The organism is Pseudomonas sp. Z1-14 (assembly GCF_051132005.1).
Lineage (GTDB): Bacteria > Pseudomonadota > Gammaproteobacteria > Pseudomonadales > Pseudomonadaceae > Aquipseudomonas.
In genome coordinates this window covers 4,297,789-4,316,510 of sequence record NZ_CP071646.1, presented here as the reverse complement: position 1 = coordinate 4,316,510, position 18,722 = coordinate 4,297,789, and the positions used below count along the sequence as shown (strand labels likewise).

The following is an 18,722-nucleotide window of genomic DNA, read 5'->3' as shown; positions in this document are numbered from 1 at the left end:
TCCCTCGCCACGAAAGCGTGTCCGGCAGGTTGAGCTACATATCCCGGGCGACCCGGAACCCCAGCCAATCGCCGCGGGCATCGGAAAACACCGCGTTGCGGTTGCCCGAACGGGAGAACACCGGTGCTTCGCCCCAGTCGTTGCCACGGATGCGCCGCACTTTGCAGTTGCCCGTCAGTGCGGCGCTGCCGTCGCCTGGAGCATTGAGGTAGTTTTCGTTGAAGCAATCGGCGGTCCATTCGTAGACGTTGCCGTGCATGTCGTACACGCCGAAGGCATTGGGCGCGAAGCTGCCGGCCGGCGCGGTAAAGTTGTAGCCATCGGCGGCGCCGTAGGTATTGGCGTGCTGGGCGATGCTGTAGTCCTTGCCTTCATCGAACGGGAAGGGAAACGGGCCATCGCTGCCGCCGCGCGCTGCGTATTCGCGCAGGGACTCGCTGACCAACCGATACGGCTTGCCGGTTTTTTTCGACAGCCACGCCACGTAGGCCGTGGCCTCGGCGAAATCCATGCACACCGCCGGGTGCCGGTCGGTGTATTGCTTGCGCGGATCGCTGCCCTGGTAATCCGGGACGCCGGCCTGGCACGCGCGGCCGGGGCGCGTGTCGCCGTCAGGCATCACGTAGCCGCTGTCGCGCAGGTAGGCGAACCACTCGCCTTTGAGTACCTGGAAGCGGCTGATTGCCACCGGCTTGTCGAACGTCACCGGGTGCATCGGGCCTTCGTCGGGCTCGCGGCCGACCTCGTTGTCCGGCGTGCCCATCTGGAAGGTGCCGGTGGGCAGCACGACCATTTCCGGGCAGTCCTTGCAGTCGCGAAATACCTTGCCCGGTTGCGAGGCCTGGGCATGGGAGGGCAGCAGGGCGGTGAGGGCCAATGCCGGAAGCGTCTTCAATAAAAATCGGTTCATCGATTGCTCTCGATCAGTCATCAGAGTGTTTTGCTCAACAGCGCCATGAAGCGGTCGATTTCCACTTCGGTGTTGAGCAGCCCCGGCGCGGTGCGGATCACCGGCCCGGCATCGCGGTGCACGGCGTCGGCGATGACGCGGTTTCGCATCAGGTAGGCAGCGATCTCATCGCTTTTGCGATTCTTGACCCGGAAGAAGGTGAAGCCGGCCGACAGCTCCGGGCTCAGCGGCGTGACCAGCTCGATCTGCGGCAGCGCCAGCAGTTGTTTCTTCAGGTAGCTGTTGAGCGCGTGAATGCGCGCCTGCACCTCGGCCTTGCCCAATTGCAGATGCAGCTTGAAGGCCTCGTCCGCCGCCCAGCGATGCTCGAAGGCGTGGTAACCGCCCGGGGTCATGGTGGTGGAAAACGCCGTCGCCTCGGAGAAGGTCGGGATGATCGGCGTGACGTACCTGACCTCTTCGCTGCGGCTGCACACCACGCCGGTGCCCCGGGGGCCGAACATCCATTTGTGGGTGCCGGCGATGAAGAAGTCGCAATTCATCTGCGGGAAATTCAGGTCCTCGACACCGAAACCGTGCACGCCGTCCACCACATAAACGATCCGCTGCTCATCGCTGCGGCCCTGGTTGTGCTTGTCCACCAGGGCGCCGATCTTGCCGATCGGCAGCTTCACGCCGCTGCCCGAGTGCACCCAGGTCATGCCCAGTACGCGGGTCTCGGGGCGGATGTTGCGGTCGATGGCCGCGAGGATTTGCGCCTCGCTGGCGTCGCGGGCGTTTTCGAACAGCTTGATCTTGCGCACCCGGGTGCCGTCCCGTTGCTTGCGCAAGTCGAGGATGGTGTGGGTGGCGTAGTGTTCATGGGCGGTGGTGAGGATTTCCTGGTCGGGCCGTACATGGACGCCGCCATAGATCATCGCCAGGCCTTCGGTGGTGCTGCCGGTCAGGGCGATCTGTTGCGGTGTCGCTTGCAGGTAGCGCCCGGCCCAGGTCCGCACGTTTTCCTCGCGCTCTTCGGTGACGCCCAGGTCCCAGTCCATCAACAATCCCGGGTTTTTATCGAGGGCGGCGCGGTGGCGTTCGATGGCCTCGCGCACCGGACGCGGGTGAGTGGTGATGAGGAAATTGGAGAAATGCAGGTAGTCCGGGTCCTGGTTGAACAACGAGCGCAGTTGCGCCCATTTGTCCCGGGGCAGCGGCGACAATGGATCTGCAGCGGCGATGGACGGCAGGCTGGCGGCAAACGGCAGGCCGGCCGTCAGGATCCCGGCTTGCTTGAGAAAGGTACGGCGTTCGTTCATCGCTGGGCCGCCTTCTGCGTCGCGGCAATCGCTGGCTGGGCGGCTTTCTGCACCTGGTCCCAGACGCGCAGGAAGTTGCCGCCCCAGAGTTTGGCGATGTCGGCTTCGGAGTAGCCGCGCGTCAGCAGTTCGGCGGTCACGTTGCGGATGTCGCCGACATCTTCCCAGCCCTTTACGCCGCCGCCTTCGTTGAAGTCCGAGCTGATGCCGACGTGGTCGATACCGATCTTGCGCACGGCGTAGTCGATGGCATCGCCCAGGTCCCTGAGGCTGGCCTTGGGTTCCTCTTCGAGAATGGCGTAGAGCTGGCCGGCGTATTCGCCGAATCGCTGTTCCGGCCACGCGGCGATGATCGGATCGCCGGGCATCAGCGCCATCGCCAGGTTGGGCAGCGGCGGCAGGTCGAAGCGCTCGCGCAGGTCGTTGAGTTTGTCCTGGGTCTTTTGCGTCAGCGGCCGCAGGTACTGGGAGAAACCGACAATCTGCACCACGCCGCCGCTGGCCTTGATCAACTGCATTTCCTTGTCGCTGAGGTTGCGCGGGATGTCCACCATGGCCCGTGGCGCCGAGTGAGAAGCTACCAATGGGGTGCGGCTCAGTTGTGCGACTTGCTCCAGGGCCAGGGTCGACATTTGCGATACGTCAATGATCACGCCCAGGTCATTCAGGCGTTTCACCGCTTGCTTGCCAATGTCCGAGAGGCCGCCAAGGGCGTCGGGCGAATCGTTGAAAAACGGCAGCGGTCGCGAAGAATCGGCCCAGTCGTTGTTGCCGATGTAGCTGAAGCCGAACATGCGCATGCCCCGCGCCGTCCACAGGTCCAGCAGGCTCAGGTCGTGGCCGAGGGGGTAGGCGTTGAGCATGCTGATGAAAATTGCGAACTTGCCTTCGCCGTGCAGGCGGCGAAAATCATCCGGGGTGTAGGCGATGGCGACCTGGTTGGGGAAATCCCGGACCATGCCGGTGATGATCTTGTAGCGCACTTCCTGCTGGTTGCGCGCTTCCTCGACGAAGCCGGCGGTGGGCTTGTGCGGCGCGTTGGGGCCGTTCCACAGTTCGGGCCAGCCGAATATGGTCAGCGCTGCGCCGGAGAGGTGACCGCGATTGGCTTTCACCAGGTCGAATTGGCCGTTGCCGTCCTTGTCCGCTTCATTGTCGGCGGTGCCAAAATCCAGCGGCACGGTGATGTGACTGTCGAAGGACAACAGGCGCTCGTGCAACTCCCGGGCTTCTTTCATCACCTTCACCGGGTAGCCGGGATTGTCCCGCCACCAATGGTCCCAGGCCGCGAGCCCACCACCGACGACCAGCGCCAGGGCCAGGGATACGCCGGTGAAAAGAGCCTTTTTCGAACGTGGTGTGGTCATTGCCGATCTCAGTCTGGTTCGCCTTGGAAGGACAGGCGCGGGGGCCTTTGCTATCTGGGGGGAACGAGTGGTCGGCGGGGAAATTTAGGCGCCCTCGAGGGCCTCTTCGCGAGCAGGCTCGCTCCCACATTGAAATGCAATCCACCTGTGGGAGCGAGCCTGCTCGCGAAGGCGGCCATGAAACCAACCTATCTTCTGCGAATGTACCTAGACCCATTGTGGGAGCGAGCCTGCTCGCGAAGGCGGCCGTGAAACCCACCTATCTTCTGCGAATGTACCCAGATCCATTGTGGGAGCGAGCTTGCTCGCGAAGGCGGCCGTGAAACCAACCTATCTTCTGCGAATGTACCCAGATCCATTGTGGGAGCGAGCTTGCTCGCGATGAGGCCCTCAAAGCTCGCTATAAATTTGTTCGCCCAGCCATCGTCCTAGCTTGGATAAAGCCCGTCCGAGGCGAACACAGGTAAGGTAATGACGATTTCTCGACGATGGTTCATGGCAGGCCTGGCGCTGACCGGTGCCGCCGTGCCTGCGGTGTATTACGGGCACCGTGAACTGACCCGGCCGGACCCCACCATCACGCCCGGCGAGGCGTCGTTCGATGTGGCGGATGTGGCGGGCCAGCGCCGGGCCAACACGCTGCGGGGTATCTGGACGATCCGTTTCATCGGTCGCGATGCCGGTCTCGACGGTATGCCCGGCGACGGCCTGCAAGTGTTCCTCGACATCGCCCACAAAGGCCGCGGCCTAGTGGGTTGCCTGGACACCGCCGAACGCCTGCGTGCCGGGGACGAACCGCGTTATCGCGTCTTGGGCGACCTGGCCGGCAGCGACCCGAAGCAGTTGAGCTGGCGACTGATCGGCAGCGAACATGACGCGCCGGACTACGAGTTCATCATGACCGTTGACGAAGTCTGGGCCGGTTTCGGCAATGCCGGCACCGCCACCCTCAGTGGCCGGGTGTTGCGCCTGGACCGCCCGCTGGCACAGCCGGAACTCGACAACCAGTTCATCGCCGTCAAGCAGCGCTTTCCCGAAGCCAGGGAGCGCATACCGCTGAGCCCGAAGCTCCTGGCCTGGCTGGTCTCGCCCGAGCACCGTCTGTTTCACCAGCTCTGGCACGCCTCGCGGGACAAATGGCATACCCTCGACGAAGACAAACGCAACGCCCTGCGCGGCCTTGGCTGGCAGCCCGGGCCGCGAGACAACGAGCGTGACGCCCGTGGGCCGCGCAAGGATCGCAACGGCTCGGGGGTGGATTTCTTTTTCATGCACCGGCACATGCTCGGCACGGCGCGTTCGTTCCAGCCGTTACCGTCGTGGCCGCGTTTCCCCTTGCCGCAACCGGAGCTGGAACGCGATCGCCTGGGCTTTGCCCGGTATTTCGATAATGTCGACGGCACGGCGCTGCCGCCGACCTGGCTGGCCCGTGGCGACGAGCAGTACGCCCAATGGGTCAGCGACATCAAGACCGCCGAGACCTACCACAGCAATTTCCAGGTCTGGGAGTCGCGCTATCGCGATCCGCGCTACCTGTCGAAGCTGACCTTGGGCCAGTTCGGTTCCGAGGTAGAACTGGGCCTGCACGACTGGCTGCACATGCGCTGGGCCTCGGTGCCCAGGGACCCGTCCAACGGTCATCCGGTGCCGTTCGCCCGCGATCAGGCGGACTTCGCCCAGCGCTGGTTCGAACCGGAGAACGATTTTTTGGGCGATCCGTTTTCGTCTCACGTGAGCCCGGTGTTCTGGGCCTTCCACGGCTGGATCGACGATCGCCTCGAAGACTGGTTCCGCGCCCACGAGCGTTTCCATCCGGGCGAAGTCAGCCGGCTGCAAGTCAACGGCGTGCCCTGGTTCGCCCCGGGCCGCTGGGTGGAAATCGCCGACCCCTGGCTGGGCCCGGACACCCATGGCTGCAGCACCACGCCGGGGCTGCAGGTCGGCCGCTCGGTGGAAATGGACCCGGAAACCATGAAACTGGCGCTGCGCATCACCTTTGGCAGCGATGACGACAAACTCTCCAGACTGTTGCGCCGCGTGCCGCAACGGCCGTGGTACGCGCGTAATCTGAAGTCCAAGCCGGTTTGACTTACGCGACAGCTGCTTTTGTGGCGAGGGAGCTTGCTCCCGCTGGGCCGGTCCGACGCTTCGGGCGTAGCGGCCCCAAAATCTTGCGGTCGCTGCGCAACCGAGCGGGAGCAAGCTCCCTCGCCACGGGTTTCACTTGGCTTGAGGTGCTAGCGCGGCGCGGCAATGTCCAGGGCGCGGTTTGCCAGGAGCTCGCCGAGTTCGATCATCTGCTGGATCCCCAACGCGAAATGCCGTCGCGAGCCTTCCAGGGCGAAGGCAAGGTCGCTGGCCATCGCATTCGCCGAGGCGAGGGTTTCGGTGAGGTTGGCGAGCAGGCATTCGATGTCGGCGTCTGGTGCGACGGTGAATAACGGGCTGGGGGATTCTTCGGGGGGATTGGGGGTGTGCTTGAACATGATGTAACTCCTAGTATGCATTTTCAGGAGCCGACACCATCGCTACCAAACGATTGGGGGGCGGCCGTACGCGGGTTGGTAGACCGGAGCACTAGGAACCCGGCGCGCCCGAAGACGCCCTGCGCACGGCCACCATGAAACAGATGCCAAGACAGCATCTGCAGAAGGTGGCGCTTGCGCCTAGTTGACTCGCGGGCTACCAAACCCGATCACTGAAATCAGCGACCCGGAAACAGTAAAAGCCACGAGCCAAGCGCACAAGTCGGCGGATTCTGGCGTAGTTGTAGGCAATGACGCAAGGCAACGTAGCCTAGCTCGGACGTCTTACATGGCCGCATAAACAGAACCAAGGCCGAACACAATTTGGAGGAGACGAATCCCCCGTGGCGAGGGAGCTTGCTCCCGCTCGGTTGCGCAGCGACCGCAAGATTTTAGGGCCGCTGCGCAGCCCAGCGGGAGCAAGCTCCCTCGCCACGGGTATTACCCCGTCCCCAATAGGGCGCTCGGCTTTAGGCCTACATCACCCGCCAACCCCCACCCAAAGCCTTGTACAACGCCACGCTCGCCTGCACCCGTGCCAGGCGCAATTGCACGTTCATGTCCTGGGCGGCGTACAGCGTGCGTTGGGTTTCGAGTACGGTGAGCAAGTCTTCGGCGCCGGCCTGGTAGCGGCTCTGGGCGATGTCGAAGGCGGTCTGCGCCTGGTGCAGTTCTTCGCTCTGCCATTGTCGCTGCTGGTCCAGGCCCTGGATGCCGTTCAGGGCTTTTTCGACGTCGGCGAAACCGTTGACGATGGCGGCGCGGTAGGTTTCCAGCAGTTCTTCCTGGCGCGCGGTGGCCCTGTCCCGTTCGGCCCGCAGGCGACCGTTGTTGAAGATCGGCGCGGCCAGGCCGGCGCTGAGGTTGTAGACGTTGTTGCGCAGCAACTGGTCGGCAATGTCGGCGCCGGTGGCTAGGCTCAGGCCCAGGGTGACCGAGGGCAGCAGGGCGGCGCGGGCCACGCTGATGTCGGCCTGGGCGGCGGCGAGGCGTGCTTCGGCGGCGGCGATGTCGGGGCGACGGCGCAGCAGGTCACTGGGTACGCCCGCGTCGATGGCGGGCCAGTGCAAGGCGTCGAAGGTTTCATCGTCGAGCTTGAGCGCTTGCACCGGCTGGCCCAGCAACGCCGCCAGGGTGATCAACGCCTCGCGCGCCTGTTGTTGCACCTGGGGCAATCGGCGCCGCTGCGTCGCCACCAGGCTTTTTTGCTGGGACAGTTCCAGCGCCGTGGCGCTGCCGGCGTCGTAGCGGGTCTGCACCAGGTCGAGCACGTTTTGCGCGTTGGCCAGGTTAAGTTCGGCGATGCGCTGTTGTTCGCGCAGCGACAAGGCCTGGGTGTAGCTGTTGGCGACAGCGCTGAGCAAGGTCAATTCCACGGTCGCCCGGTCAAACCGGCTGGCCGACAACGCGCTCAGCGCACTGTCCCGGGTAGCCCGCTTGCCGCCCCAGAAATCCACTTCATAACTGGCGCTGAGGTGGGCATCGTAGTAGTCGATGGTGCGGTTGTTCCGATCCACGTCCAACTGGCTATAGCCCTTGCCCCGCAGCAGCTCCTGGCGATTGCCGTTGAGCCCGGCGCGGATTTCCGGCAGCAACGGCGCGCCGGCGATCACCGCGCTGGCCTGGGCCTGGCGAACCCGGGCCATGGCGGCCGCGAGGTCGAAGCTGCCTTGGCGCGCCTGTTCGATCAAACGATCGAGTTGCGGGCTGCCGAACTGCTTCCACCATTGTTGGTTATCGACACGCGCATTGGGCGTATCGACAGTTTGCCAGGCTTGCGGCGGCTCGATGCCGCTGTCGGGTGTCGACAAAGGTGTGCCGCAGGCCGCCAGCAGCAGGCTGGCGGCCAGGAGGGTCAGGTGCGCTTTCATAGAGAAGGGTTCATTCACTGGTAAGGGCCGCGACCGGGTCGAGGCGAGCGGCCTTGCGGGCCGGCATGAAACCGAAGACGACGCCGGTGACCAGCGCACAACCGAAGGCGCCGAACACCGCCAGCCATTCGAACGCCACGGCGATTTTGCCCAGCAGCAACGCGCCGCCCACCAGCAGGGCCAGGCCGATGCCGGCCAATCCACCGACCACCGAGAGCATCACCGCTTCGGTCAGGAACTGGCGCAGGATGTCGCGCTGGCGGGCACCGGTGGCCATGCGGATGCCGATTTCCCGGGTCCGCTCGCGCACTGTCATGAGCATGATGTTCATCACGCCGATGCCGCCCACCAGCAGCGAGATTGCCGCAATGGCCCCGAGCATCAACGACAGCGTGCCCTGGGTGCGGGCCTCGGCCTGGATCATCGCGGCGTTGTTGGTCAGCTCGAAATCCTGCTTGCCGTTGTGCAGTCGCAGCAAGGTACGGGAAACGGCCTGCTCGGCCTCCTTGACCTTGGCCGCGTCGCGAGCGGCGATCACCACGTATTCAGGATGACGGCTGCCAAACAGACGCACGCTGGCGGCGGAGTAGGGCACGGCGATGCGGTTGTCGGCGTCCGAATCCCCCGAGCTGGCGCCTTTTTCGGCGAGTACGCCGACCACCTGGAATGGCACGTTTTCGATCAGGATGTAGCGGCCGATGGGATCGGCGACGTCCTTGAGCAGCTTCTGCCGGACCTTGTGGCCGATCACCGCCACCGCCGCCGCGCTGCGCTCATCGGTGTCACTGAAGTAGCTGCCCTGGGCCACCGGCCAGTTGAAGATGGTCGGGAAATTCGTGTCGTTGCCGCCCACGTAGCTGGTGTGGTCGAGGTTGCCGAAACGCACGTTGGCGTTGTTGCCGTTGACCGGCATGATGCGCTGCACTTCGGGCAGGGCGGCGAGGGCGGCGATGTCCTGTTCGCTGATGATGCCCTTGGCGGCGCGCGGGTTGGGCGCGGTGCCGTTTAGGTAGATGATGTTAGAGCCGAAGGCGCCCATCTGGGCCATGACCTGGCGCTTGCTGCCTTCGCCCACCGCCAGCATTACCACCACTGAGGCCACGCCGATGACGATGCCGAGCAAGGTCAGGGCGGTGCGAAAACGGTTGATCCACATCACTCGCCAAGCGGCCTGGACGGCGTCCACCAGTTCGCCTTTCCAGGCGCCGTTGTGCTCGCTGCCGGCGCTCAGGCGCTGGCGCAGATCCACCGCCTGCAACGCCTTGGGGTTGGCTTGTGGTGCGCTGGCTGTGGTGGTGGCGCTGTCGCTGATGATCAGCCCATCGCGGATTTCGATGATGCGTTTGGCCCGGGCCGCCACTTCGCGGTCGTGGGTGATCAGGATCACTACGTGACCCTGGCTCGCCAGTTCGTCGAGCAGCGCCATGACTTCGATGCCGCTCTGGCTGTCGAGGGCGCCGGTGGGTTCGTCGGCAAGAATGATGTGCCCGCCGTTCATCAAGGCCCGGGCAATCGACACTCGCTGTTGCTGCCCGCCGGACAGCTGGTGGGGACGATTGCCGGTGCGGCTCGCCAGACCCAGGCGTTCGAGCAGGGCGCTGGCCCGGGCATGACGCTCGGCGGTCGAGGTGCCGGCATAGATGGCCGGCATCTCGACGTTTTCCTGGGCCGTGCCGGACGGGATCAGGTGGTAGCCCTGGAACACGAACCCGAACGCCTCCCGGCGCAGCCAGGCCAGTTCGTCGCTGCCCAGTCGGGCGACGTTCTCACCGGCAAAGCGGTACTCGCCGCTGGTGGGACGGTCGAGGCAGCCGAGGATGTTCATCAGCGTCGATTTGCCGGAGCCGGACGCCCCGACGATCGCCAAAAACTCCCCAGCGTGAATCGACAGGTCGATACCCCGCAGCACTTCCACCCGTGGGCTGTCGCCACCGCCGTAGGCCTTGCGAATGTCCCGCAGTTCGATCAGGGGCGTACTCATTCAGCCTCCGCTGCCGCTGGCCGGGCCGATCAGCACGCGATCGCCTTCGCTCAGGCCGTCGAGGATCTGCGTGCGCAAGCGGTCGCTGACGCCGGTGCGAACGGTCCTTGGCTGGATGTCGCCATTGTCGGCCAGCACCCGCACTTGGCTTGCGTCCTGCAACGCGGCGATGGGCACGGTCAACACGTCCTTGGCCTGGGCAGCGACGAAAAATACCTGGGCGGTCATGTCGGTCATCAGGGCGCGGTCGGCGTTGTCCACGTCCAGCAGCACGGTGTAGAGCACCACCCGTTCGCTGCCGCTGCGGCCACCGGAGGGACTGCCGCCCTGGCTGGCTTCCAGCGGACGCGGCGGCACCGGCAGGATCTGTCGCACGGTGCTGCTCCAGCGCCGGTTGCCGCCGGCCAGGGTGGTGAAGTAGGCGGTCATGCCCGGCTTGACGTGGCCGATGTCGGCTTCCGAGACTTCGGCCCAGACCGTCATCGGTGATAGCCGGGCGATGCGCAGGATCAGCGGGGTTTGCTGCTGGGCGTTGAGGGTCTGGCCTTCTCGTGCTCCGACGGCAACCACTGTGCCGTTCATCGGCGCGTAGATCCGGGTATAGCCCAATTCGGCCTCATCGCTGCGCAGATTGGCCTGGGCCTGGCGGATCTGCGCCTGGAACATGTCGATGCGCGCCTGGGTCGCCCGCACCTCGGCCTGCGCCGTTTGCACATCCTCTTCGCGAGTAGCTCCGCCGGCCTTGAGCTGTTGTTGACGGCGGAATTTCTGTTGCGCCAGGTCGTGCTGGGCGCGTTGTTCCTGGAGTTGGGCCTTGAGGTTTTCGATGGAAAAACGTCCGGCGTCGAGCCGGGCTTTCTGCGTGGACGGGTCGATTTCCACCAGCAACTGACCTTCGCGAACCTCGTCGCCGGCCTCGACATGGATCCTCTGGATCTGCCCGGAGGCCTGGGCGCCGACGTCTACATAACGCCGCGGTTGCAAGGTGCCGAGGGCGGTGACGCTGTTTTCGATATCGCCACGGGTGACGGCCGCGGTGGCGACGGTGCCGTGGTCCGGCGTAACCGCTTGCCACGCGGCGAAGGCCACGGCCGGTAGCAGGGCGAAAGTCAGGAGCCAGGCGGGGCGGGTGAGGCGGGGACGTTTCATGCAGGGTTCCGGCCGGTGATATCGGGTCCGTCGCAAGAGCAGCAGGGACGGGGGCTGTTCTGGTAAACGAGCGTTCCGGGCGGGAATTTAGCGGGGGAAATACTGCGTAACAGTTGAACCCCGTGGCGAGGGAGCTTGCTCCCGCTGGTCTGCGCAGCAGGCCCAAGGCAGGCAACCCGATAAAAATTGTGCACTCAGGTTTGGGGCCGCTTCGCGCCCCAGCGGGAGCAAGCTCCCTCGCCACAAAGGCGGGTTTAATGCCCAATCAGATGAACGAATCGGCCTTGATACAAACCAACGCTTTAAATCTATATGAGAATTACTATAAATTACGCGATTGAGCCTGCCACTATCCTGCCATGCCTTTTTCAGGCATGCCGAGTGGCACAGGGATAGCTGTCGCAGTCGCTGCGCACGGGAGTCATGTTGGAAAACTACTATCGCGAACTGGTGTGTTTCCTCAACGCCAGGCTAGGCAACCGCCAGGCGGCCGAAGATGTGGTGCATGACGCCTATGTGCGGGTGCTGGAGCGCGCCAGCGATACCCCCATCGAGCAGCCCCGGGCGTTCCTTTATCGCACCGCGCTGAACCTGGTGATCGACGGGCATCGGCGCAACACCCTGCGCCAGGTCGAATCCCTCGATGTGCTCGACAGCGAAGAACGGTTCTTCACCCCATCGCCCCATACCAGCCTGGACCACGGCCAGCGCCTGGACATGCTGCAACGGGCCCTGGCCGAGTTGCCGCCGCTGTGCCGCGAGAGTTTCCTGCTGCGCAAGCTCGAAGGCCTGTCTCACTCGCAGATCGCCGGGCGCCTGGGTATTTCCAGGGCGCTGGTGGAGAAACACATCGTCAATGCCATGAAGCATTGTCGTATTCGCGTACGGCAGTGGGACGCGTCCTGATTCACCCTCGCTGATTCTCGGTGGTAAATTTTCCTTCTTTGTCCTCGTTCCTCTCAACAGACGACTGACGGCCTAGTGCGGGCCGCTCAAGTCACCCAGGCTTTCGCGCCCTGTTGAGGGGCTTCTCCAGAGGACACTGGACATGACACAGGCAATTGCAGCGCCCACCGTTCACGATTTGATCGGCATCGGCTTCGGCCCTTCGAACCTGGCGCTGGCCATCGCGCTTCAGGAACGTGGCCCGGTCCAGGGCGAACTGGATGTGTTGTTCCTCGACAAACAGGCTGACTACCGCTGGCACGGCAATACCCTGGTGACCCAGAGCGAATTGCAGATTTCCTTCCTCAAGGATCTGGTGACCCTGCGCAACCCGACCAGCCCGTACTCGTTCGTCAATTACCTCAAGCACCATGGCCGCCTGGTGGATTTCATCAACCTCGGCACCTTCTACCCGTGTCGCATGGAGTACAACGACTACCTGCGCTGGGTGGCGGCGCAGTTCGCCGGCCAGAGCCGCTACGGCGAAGAGGTGCTGCGCATCGAGCCGGTGCTGCACAACCAGCAGGTTGAAGCGCTGCGGGTGATTTCTCGCAACGGACGGGGCGAGGAGTGTGTGCGCACCACGCGTTCGGTGGTGGTCAGCGCTGGCGGCACGCCGCGCATTCCCGAGGCGTTCAAAGGGTTCAGGGAAGATGCGCGGGTGTTCCATCACTCGCAGTATCTGGAGCGCATGGCAACCCAACCGTGCGTGAGCGGCCAGCCAATGAAAATCGCGATCATCGGCGGCGGCCAGAGCGCAGCCGAAGCCTTCATCGACCTCAACGACAGCTTCCCATCGGCGCAGGTCGACATGATTCTGCGCGGCTCGGCCCTCAAGCCGGCCGACGACAGCCCGTTCGTCAACGAAGTGTTTTCGCCGGAGTTCACCGACCTGGTGTTCCAGCAACCCCACAGCGAGCGCGAGCGGCTGGTCAATGAATACCACAACACCAATTATTCGGTGGTCGACATCGACCTCATCGAACGCATCTACGGGATTTTCTATCGCCAGAAAGTCTCGGGCATCGCCCGTCACGCCTTCCGTACCCTGACCACGATCGAAAAAGCCACGGCCACGGAGAATGGCGTGGAGTTGGCCATGCGTAACAACGCCACCGGCGAGCTGACAATGCGGCGCTATGACGCCGTGGTGCTCGCCACCGGTTACGAGCGCCAGATGCACCGCACCTTGCTCGAACCGCTGGCGCAATACCTCGGCGATTTCGAGGTGGATCGCAACTACAAGCTGATCACCGACGAGCGCTGCAAGGCCGCCATCTACATGCAGGGCTTTTGTCAGGCCAGCCATGGTTTGAGCGACACCTTGCTGTCGATCCTGCCGGTGCGCGCCGACGAAATCGCCGGCTCGCTCTATGAGCACGGCAAGGAACGCGGCCTGTGCCAATCGGTACGGGGACAATTGCTGGCCACGGCTTAAGGTCTGCCGCAGGCGGCGATCCCGGGCTGCGCTTGGGCGCAATACCACGGATCACCGTCTGCGCCTGAGAAATGTTATTTCTCGATAACACATCAGGAAATTCCTCAGAAACTTCCTACACTCCAGTCACGCTTGCTGTATTTTCGACAGGCACGCTGACGGTTCGCTGTTCCCTTGCTTTGGCAGGCAGAACCTTATTTTCACCCAGGTTCGGTGGCGCTTTCGCGCCAACTCTGCCAACGCCAGGCGAAACCCTCTGATCCGATGATTGTGTTTTCACGCATGAGCCTGGCGGCGTTGTGGCTGGGTTTATTGAGCATGGCACCGCAGGTCGTCGCTGCGCCCGAGTTACTGCAGGTGCTTGGGCGTTCCACCGTGAGCGGTTATTCGGTGTCGCTGGACGCAGCCGACCGGGCCTGGCTGCGCGACAAGGGTTCGTTGCTGCTGGGCGCCTCGGCGCCGGATTATGCGCCGTTCGGTATCACCGGCAATGGCCATGAATACGAAGGCCTGACCGCCGATTACGCCGGGTTGCTCGGTCAGTTGTTGCAGGTCGATGTGCAGGTGCGCCGGTACCCGTCGCGGGCCGAGGCGCTGCAGGCCCTGCGCGGCGGTGCAATCGACATGCTCGGCAGCGCCAATGGCTTCGAGGCTGGCGATCCGGAACTGGCGATGTCCCAGGCCTACGCCGATGACCAGCCGACCCTGGTGACCCGTGCCGGTGACAATCGCAAGCTCGCGCCGGACCTGGCGGGCAAGCGGGTGGCGATGCTTTATCACTATCTGCCCCCTGAAGTGGTCAAGGCTTTTTACCCCAAGGCTTCGCTGCAGCTGTACCCGTCGACGCTGAGCGCCATCGGTGCCGTGGCTTTCGGCCAGGCCGACGTCTATCTGGGGGACGCGATCAGTGCCCATTACCTGATCACCAAGAACTACCTGAACAACGTCCAGTTGGCCGATTTTTCACGCTTGGAAGTGCAGCCGTTCGCGTTTGCCCTGGCGCGTGACAACACGCGCCTGCTGCGGATCATCAACAGCGCCTTGCAAGCCATTCCCGGCACCGAGCGCATGGCGATCCTGCGCCGCTGGAGCGCTGGTGGCGCAAGCATGCCCGGCCACCAACGGCTGCATTTCAGCGTCAACGAACAACGCTGGCTGGACACGCATCCGCGAATCAAGGTGGTGATCAATGATCATTTCATGCCGCTCACGTTCATTGACCAGCAGGGGCACTTTCGCGGCATCAGTGCCGATGTGCTGGCGAAAATCAGCCTGCGCACCGGGCTGAAATTCGATATCCGGCACGGTGAGTCGCTTGAGGATCTGATCGCGCAGGTCAAGGCCGGCGAGGCCGACGTCGTGGCGGCGTTCCCGCCGGGTTCCGACTACGCCGATGAGCTGAGTTCCACCCGACCCTATTTGAGCAATCCCTACGTGCTCGTGGCCGCCCTGGATACCCAGGCCCCCGTCACGCCGGAGCAGATGGCCGGCAAGCGTCTGGCGCTGGTGCGCGGAAATGGGCTGCGCGGTTACCTGCTGCAGCACTTTCCCGAGGTCCAACTGGTGCCGGCGCAAAACGCCGCCGATGCCCTGGCCATGGTGGCTTCCGGCGCGGTGGACGCGGCGATCAGCCCGCTGCTCAGTGCCAGCTACATGATCTCCCGTCAGTACCGCGACACGCTGCGGATCACCTGCACCGTCGGCACCGAGCCGGCGCTGATCGCCTTGGGCACCCGCCGGGACGCGCCGCAGCTGCATTCGATCCTGGACAAGGCGCTGCTCAGCGTTGCACCTGAGGAAATGGACGAACTGACCAACCGCTGGCGTACGGAAATCGTTGTGGAAGACAATTATTGGCTGCGCCACCGCGCCACCGTTCTCCAAGGCTTCGCCATCGCTGCACTGCTGTTGCTCCTGGCGCTGGGCTGGATCGGCTATCTGCGCCATCTGATACGCAAGCGTCGGCAGGCCGAAGTCGCCCTCAACGACCAACTGGAATTCATGCGGGTATTGATCGACGGCACGCCGCATCCGATCTATGTCCGTGATCGCGAGGCGCGGCTGGTGTTGTGCAACAGCGGCTACCTGGAGGTATTCGGTGCCGAACGGCAGAGCGTTGTCGGCAAGACCCTGCTCGAAAGCGCGCCGGGGGATCCGGTAGAAGCGCGGCTCTACCACCATGACTATCTAAGGGTCATGGAGGAGGGCTTGCCACGGGTCCAGGACCGCCGCCTGACTGTGGCCAGCGGCGAGGTGCTGACCATCTATCAATGGATGCTGCCGTATCGCGGCAGCGACGGCGCGGTCAGCGGCATGATCGGCGGCTGGATCGACGTCAGCGAACGCCAGCACCTGCTCGAACAATTGCGCATTGCCAAGGACGGTTCTGATGACGCCAACCGGGCCAAGACCACGTTCCTGGCGACGATGAGCCACGAGATCCGCACGCCGATGAACGCGGTGATCGGCATGCTCGAACTGGCGCTGAAAAAGGCCGAAGAAGGCATTGTCGATCGGGCGGCCATCGAGGTCGCTTCGGGCGCCGCCCATGGCTTGCTGGCGCTGATCGGCGACATCCTCGATGTTGCCCGTATCGAGTCCGGGCGGATGTCGCTGGCGCCGGAGCGCGCCAACCTGCGGGAGCTGGTCGAGTCGGTGGCGCGGGTTTTCGAAGGCCTGGCCCGGCAGAAACACCTGGGCCTGCAGCTGGCCCTGGATGATGAGCTCGACCGCGACGTGCTGATCGATCCGTTGCACTTCAAGCAGGTGCTGTCGAACCTGCTCAGCAACGCGATCAAGTTCACCGATCAGGGCTTGGTGCGCTTGATCGCCGAGGTCGTCCCCGGCAGCGAAGACGAGCGACTCGCTGTTCGCTTGCGGGTGGAAGACACCGGCAGCGGGATTTCCCTTGAAGACCAGCAGCGGCTGTTCCAGCCGTTCACCCAGGTCGGCGACAACCGCGAGTCGACCCGCGGCGGTTCCGGGCTGGGGTTGGTCATCAGCCGGACCTTGTGCGAAATGATGGGCGGCACCCTGACGATGAGCAGCCTGCCGGGGGAGGGCACGCAGGTCGAGATCCGGCTGGATCTGCCGCTGCTCGACGCCTTGCTCCAGGCCCCACTTGCCGGGGGCAAGACGCCGTTGCCGATGCGGGCGCTGGCTATCCTGGTGGTCGATGACTATCCGGCCAATCGCCTGTTGCTGTGCCAGCAACTGAGTTACCTGGGCCACCGCGTGGAGGAGGCTGCGGAGGGTGTGCAAGGCCTGCAAGCGTGGCGCGCCGGGCATTTCGACATGATCATTACCGACTGCAACATGCCTTTGATGGATGGCTACGCATTGACCCGAGCCATTCGTGAAGAGGAGCACGCGCGAGGCCTGTCGCCGATATTGATACTCGGGTTCACCGCCAATGCCCAGCCAGAAGAAAAGCAGCGTTGCATCGACGCGGGAATGAATGATTGCCTGTTCAAGCCCATCGGGCTCGAAGTCCTCGGTGCGCGCCTGGCGCAGGTTTTTCCGGAACCGGCCGCAGGGTTTCCTGGAACGGAGGCCGAGGCGCCCGCGGATGATTTCGACCTGGACGGCCTGGCGCAGTTGACCGGCGGCGATACGGAGGCGCTGAACAGCCTGATCAGCGAACTGGTCACCTGCAATACCGAAGACACCGCGCAATTGCTGCACTTGTCCGCCCGGCATGATCTGCCCGGACTCGCCGACCTGGCGCATCGGATCAAGGGCGGGGCGCGGATGGTCAGGGCGCAAGGTCTGGTTAGCGCGTGCGATGCCTTGGAAGACGCTTGCAGGGCCCGGGATACGTCGTCGTTGGCCGATGCGGTGGGCGACTTGCAGCAGGCGCTCGAACATTTGACCGGGCGGCTGCGTGCTTCGTCGCTCTGGCCAGGTTGAAGTGGTTGCTGACCGACATGAGGGGATATCGATCGCAGGACGGCGCCATGGGCGCCATTTACCCGGTTTTTAAGATTTTTCCTACAGCGTCGTTTGGAAGCTTTCTCTAGCCTGACGCCTCCTGACGTTCATGGGCCGCCGTACCCGTCGCGTTGCCATTGGATGCCCGTCATGCCGAACAAAGCATTACGTATCATGATCGCCGATTCAGAGCATTTTCATCGAATGAAGCTTGAGCGCCTGTTCAACCAGCAAGGTTATTTCCGGATTGCGCCGGTGAACGACATGGAGGAATTGTTGCTGCTGGTGGAGTATGGCAGCGAGCCGTTCGACGTGATCGTCGCCAATGCCCGACTGGCAAGTGGCGGAGTGGAGTTAGCCGATTTCCTGGTCGACAACCCCCAGGTGCTTCACGGGTTGATCTACAACATGCCGCAGGCTGGCGTGTCGCCGCGGGTAGGCGGGCGCCGGTCTCACGTGCAACTGAGCCAGGCCGCGTTGCCCGATCCTGTTGCACTGGCCTGCTTGATGGCTCGTGTCGAGGGAGCGCGTATCAGCGAGCGGGCGCGCTTGTGACGAGATGGTTTCGCCGGGCCAACGACCACTGGTCGCACCTGTCAGATCTGACAGGTGAATCCTGCCCACCGCTTGTGCAAGAGTTCGATGCCGTCTGGCACCAATGTCATTTGTAATTACCCAGGGAGTTGCCGTGAAAGACGTGTTGATCGTGGACGACCACCCTGTCATTCGAGGAGCGTTGCGGCTCATTTGCCAGAATGAAGGGGCTGCGCAGGTCCGCGATGCCAGCAGCGTGGCGCAAGCCAGGGCCTTGATCAAGGAAGGCATACCCGACCTGGTGATCCTGGACCTGGTAATGAACGGTTTCGACGGCCTTGAACTGTTGAGCTGGATCATGGCCGAGTTCCCGTCATGCGGGGTGCTGGTGTTTACCTCCCAGGATGCCCAGCATTTCTGCAATCGCTGTATCTCGGCGGGGGCCCGAGGGTTTGTCACCAAGAAAAGCGACCTGAAGGAATTGACCAAGGCCATTCATGCATTGAAGTCCGGTTATTCCTATTTCCCACAGATGTCCGTTCGCCTGGATTTCCAGCAGCGCACCGAACAGCAGGCGCTGGAGAGTCTCTCGATCCGCGAGTTGTCAATCCTGCGGATGCTGGCCATGGGCATGCGCGGCAAGGACGTCGCCGAAGCTTTGTTCCTGAGCCCCAAGACGGTCAGCACCTACAAGACCCGCCTGCTGGAGAAGCTTGGCTTGAAAACCCTGGTGGGCCTGTCGGATTTCGCCAAGCGCAATCACTTGTAGGG

12 protein-coding genes and 1 pseudogene are annotated in these 18,722 nt (G+C 63.6%); 6 read left to right on the top strand and 7 right to left on the bottom strand.

The window, feature by feature from the left end:
* Positions 1-34 precede the first annotated feature (34 nt).
* Genes J3P89_RS19885 through pvdM form a run of 3 tightly spaced genes read right to left on the bottom strand, consistent with a single transcriptional unit; the run spans position 35 to position 3,578 of the window.
* Complete coding sequence (locus J3P89_RS19885) at positions 35-910, bottom strand: formylglycine-generating enzyme family protein (RefSeq protein ID WP_434695422.1); 876 nt, start codon at positions 908-910, stop codon at positions 35-37.
* 20 nt (positions 911-930) lie between these two features.
* Complete coding sequence (pvdN, locus tag J3P89_RS19880; protein ID WP_434695421.1) at positions 931-2,211, bottom strand: pyoverdine-tailoring periplasmic protein PvdN; 1,281 nt, start codon at positions 2,209-2,211, stop codon at positions 931-933.
* Positions 2,208-3,578, bottom strand: coding sequence for a pyoverdine-tailoring dipeptidase-like protein PvdM (pvdM, locus tag J3P89_RS19875; protein WP_434695420.1), 1,371 nt, complete (start codon positions 3,576-3,578; stop codon positions 2,208-2,210). Before pvdM ends, pvdN begins: the two co-directional genes overlap by 4 nt.
* A 471-nt stretch (positions 3,579-4,049) precedes the next feature.
* On the opposite strand from pvdM, the gene pvdP reads away from it, so the two are divergent.
* Complete coding sequence (gene pvdP / locus J3P89_RS19870) at positions 4,050-5,666, top strand: pyoverdine maturation tyrosinase PvdP (RefSeq protein ID WP_434695419.1); 1,617 nt, start codon at positions 4,050-4,052, stop codon at positions 5,664-5,666.
* Between the two features lie 149 nt (positions 5,667-5,815).
* On the opposite strand, the pseudogene J3P89_RS19865 reads toward pvdP, so the two are convergent.
* The 4 genes and pseudogenes from J3P89_RS19865 to J3P89_RS19850 form a co-directional block, all read right to left on the bottom strand.
* A pseudogene (locus J3P89_RS19865) lies at positions 5,816-6,022 on the bottom strand (DUF6124 family protein); the annotation flags it as partial.
* Positions 6,023-6,579: 557 nt separating this feature from the next.
* Complete coding sequence (locus J3P89_RS19860; RefSeq protein ID WP_434695418.1) at positions 6,580-7,974, bottom strand: efflux transporter outer membrane subunit; 1,395 nt, start codon at positions 7,972-7,974, stop codon at positions 6,580-6,582.
* Positions 7,975-7,984: 10 nt separating this feature from the next.
* On the bottom strand, positions 7,985-9,955 hold the full coding sequence (locus J3P89_RS19855) for a MacB family efflux pump subunit (RefSeq protein ID WP_434695417.1): 1,971 nt from the start codon (positions 9,953-9,955) through the stop codon (positions 7,985-7,987).
* Complete coding sequence (locus J3P89_RS19850; RefSeq protein WP_434695416.1) at positions 9,956-11,104, bottom strand: efflux RND transporter periplasmic adaptor subunit; 1,149 nt, start codon at positions 11,102-11,104, stop codon at positions 9,956-9,958.
* Positions 11,105-11,527: 423 nt separating this feature from the next.
* Here J3P89_RS19850 and J3P89_RS19845 point away from each other — a divergent pair, with 423 nt between their 5' ends.
* The 5 genes from J3P89_RS19845 (at position 11,528) to J3P89_RS19825 (ending at position 18,720) form a co-directional block, all read left to right on the top strand.
* A complete protein-coding gene (locus J3P89_RS19845) occupies positions 11,528-12,010 on the top strand; it encodes a sigma-70 family RNA polymerase sigma factor (RefSeq protein ID WP_305495896.1) in 483 nt (160 codons plus the stop codon).
* Between the two features lie 142 nt (positions 12,011-12,152).
* Entirely contained in the window at positions 12,153-13,487 is a 1,335-nt protein-coding gene (locus J3P89_RS19840) for a lysine N(6)-hydroxylase/L-ornithine N(5)-oxygenase family protein (RefSeq protein WP_434695414.1), read from the top strand.
* A gap of 264 nt (positions 13,488-13,751) precedes the next feature.
* Positions 13,752-17,396 carry a transporter substrate-binding domain-containing protein gene (locus tag J3P89_RS19835; protein WP_434695413.1) on the top strand — a complete coding sequence of 1,215 codons (3,645 nt, stop codon included), beginning with the start codon at positions 13,752-13,754 and terminating at the stop codon, positions 17,394-17,396.
* A gap of 171 nt (positions 17,397-17,567) precedes the next feature.
* On the top strand, positions 17,568-17,972 hold the full coding sequence (locus J3P89_RS19830; RefSeq protein WP_434695411.1) for a hypothetical protein: 405 nt from the start codon (positions 17,568-17,570) through the stop codon (positions 17,970-17,972).
* 133 nt (positions 17,973-18,105) lie between these two features.
* Positions 18,106-18,720: a response regulator transcription factor gene (locus J3P89_RS19825; RefSeq protein ID WP_305495889.1), complete on the top strand. Its 615-nt coding sequence runs from the start codon at positions 18,106-18,108 to the stop codon at positions 18,718-18,720.
* Positions 18,721-18,722 lie beyond the last annotated feature (2 nt).

Bases quoted from the DNA above. Each gene is read 5' to 3' on its own strand.
- J3P89_RS19845 (WP_305495896.1), top strand. From the start codon at position 11,528: ATGTTGGAAAACTACTATCGCGAACTGGTGTGTTTCCTCAACGCCAGG.
- J3P89_RS19850 (WP_434695416.1), bottom strand. From the start codon at position 11,104: ATGAAACGTCCCCGCCTCACCCGCCCCGCCTGGCTCCTGACTTTCGCC.
- J3P89_RS19830 (WP_434695411.1), top strand. From the start codon at position 17,568: ATGCCGAACAAAGCATTACGTATCATGATCGCCGATTCAGAGCATTTT.
- J3P89_RS19835 (WP_434695413.1), top strand. From the start codon at position 13,752: ATGATTGTGTTTTCACGCATGAGCCTGGCGGCGTTGTGGCTGGGTTTA.
- pvdP (WP_434695419.1), top strand. From the start codon at position 4,050: ATGACGATTTCTCGACGATGGTTCATGGCAGGCCTGGCGCTGACCGGT.
- J3P89_RS19855 (WP_434695417.1), bottom strand. From the start codon at position 9,955: ATGAGTACGCCCCTGATCGAACTGCGGGACATTCGCAAGGCCTACGGC.
- pvdM (WP_434695420.1), bottom strand. From the start codon at position 3,578: ATGACCACACCACGTTCGAAAAAGGCTCTTTTCACCGGCGTATCCCTG.
- J3P89_RS19840 (WP_434695414.1), top strand. From the start codon at position 12,153: ATGACACAGGCAATTGCAGCGCCCACCGTTCACGATTTGATCGGCATC.
- pvdN (WP_434695421.1), bottom strand. From the start codon at position 2,211: ATGAACGAACGCCGTACCTTTCTCAAGCAAGCCGGGATCCTGACGGCC.
- J3P89_RS19860 (WP_434695418.1), bottom strand. From the start codon at position 7,974: ATGAAAGCGCACCTGACCCTCCTGGCCGCCAGCCTGCTGCTGGCGGCC.
- J3P89_RS19885 (WP_434695422.1), bottom strand. From the start codon at position 910: ATGAACCGATTTTTATTGAAGACGCTTCCGGCATTGGCCCTCACCGCC.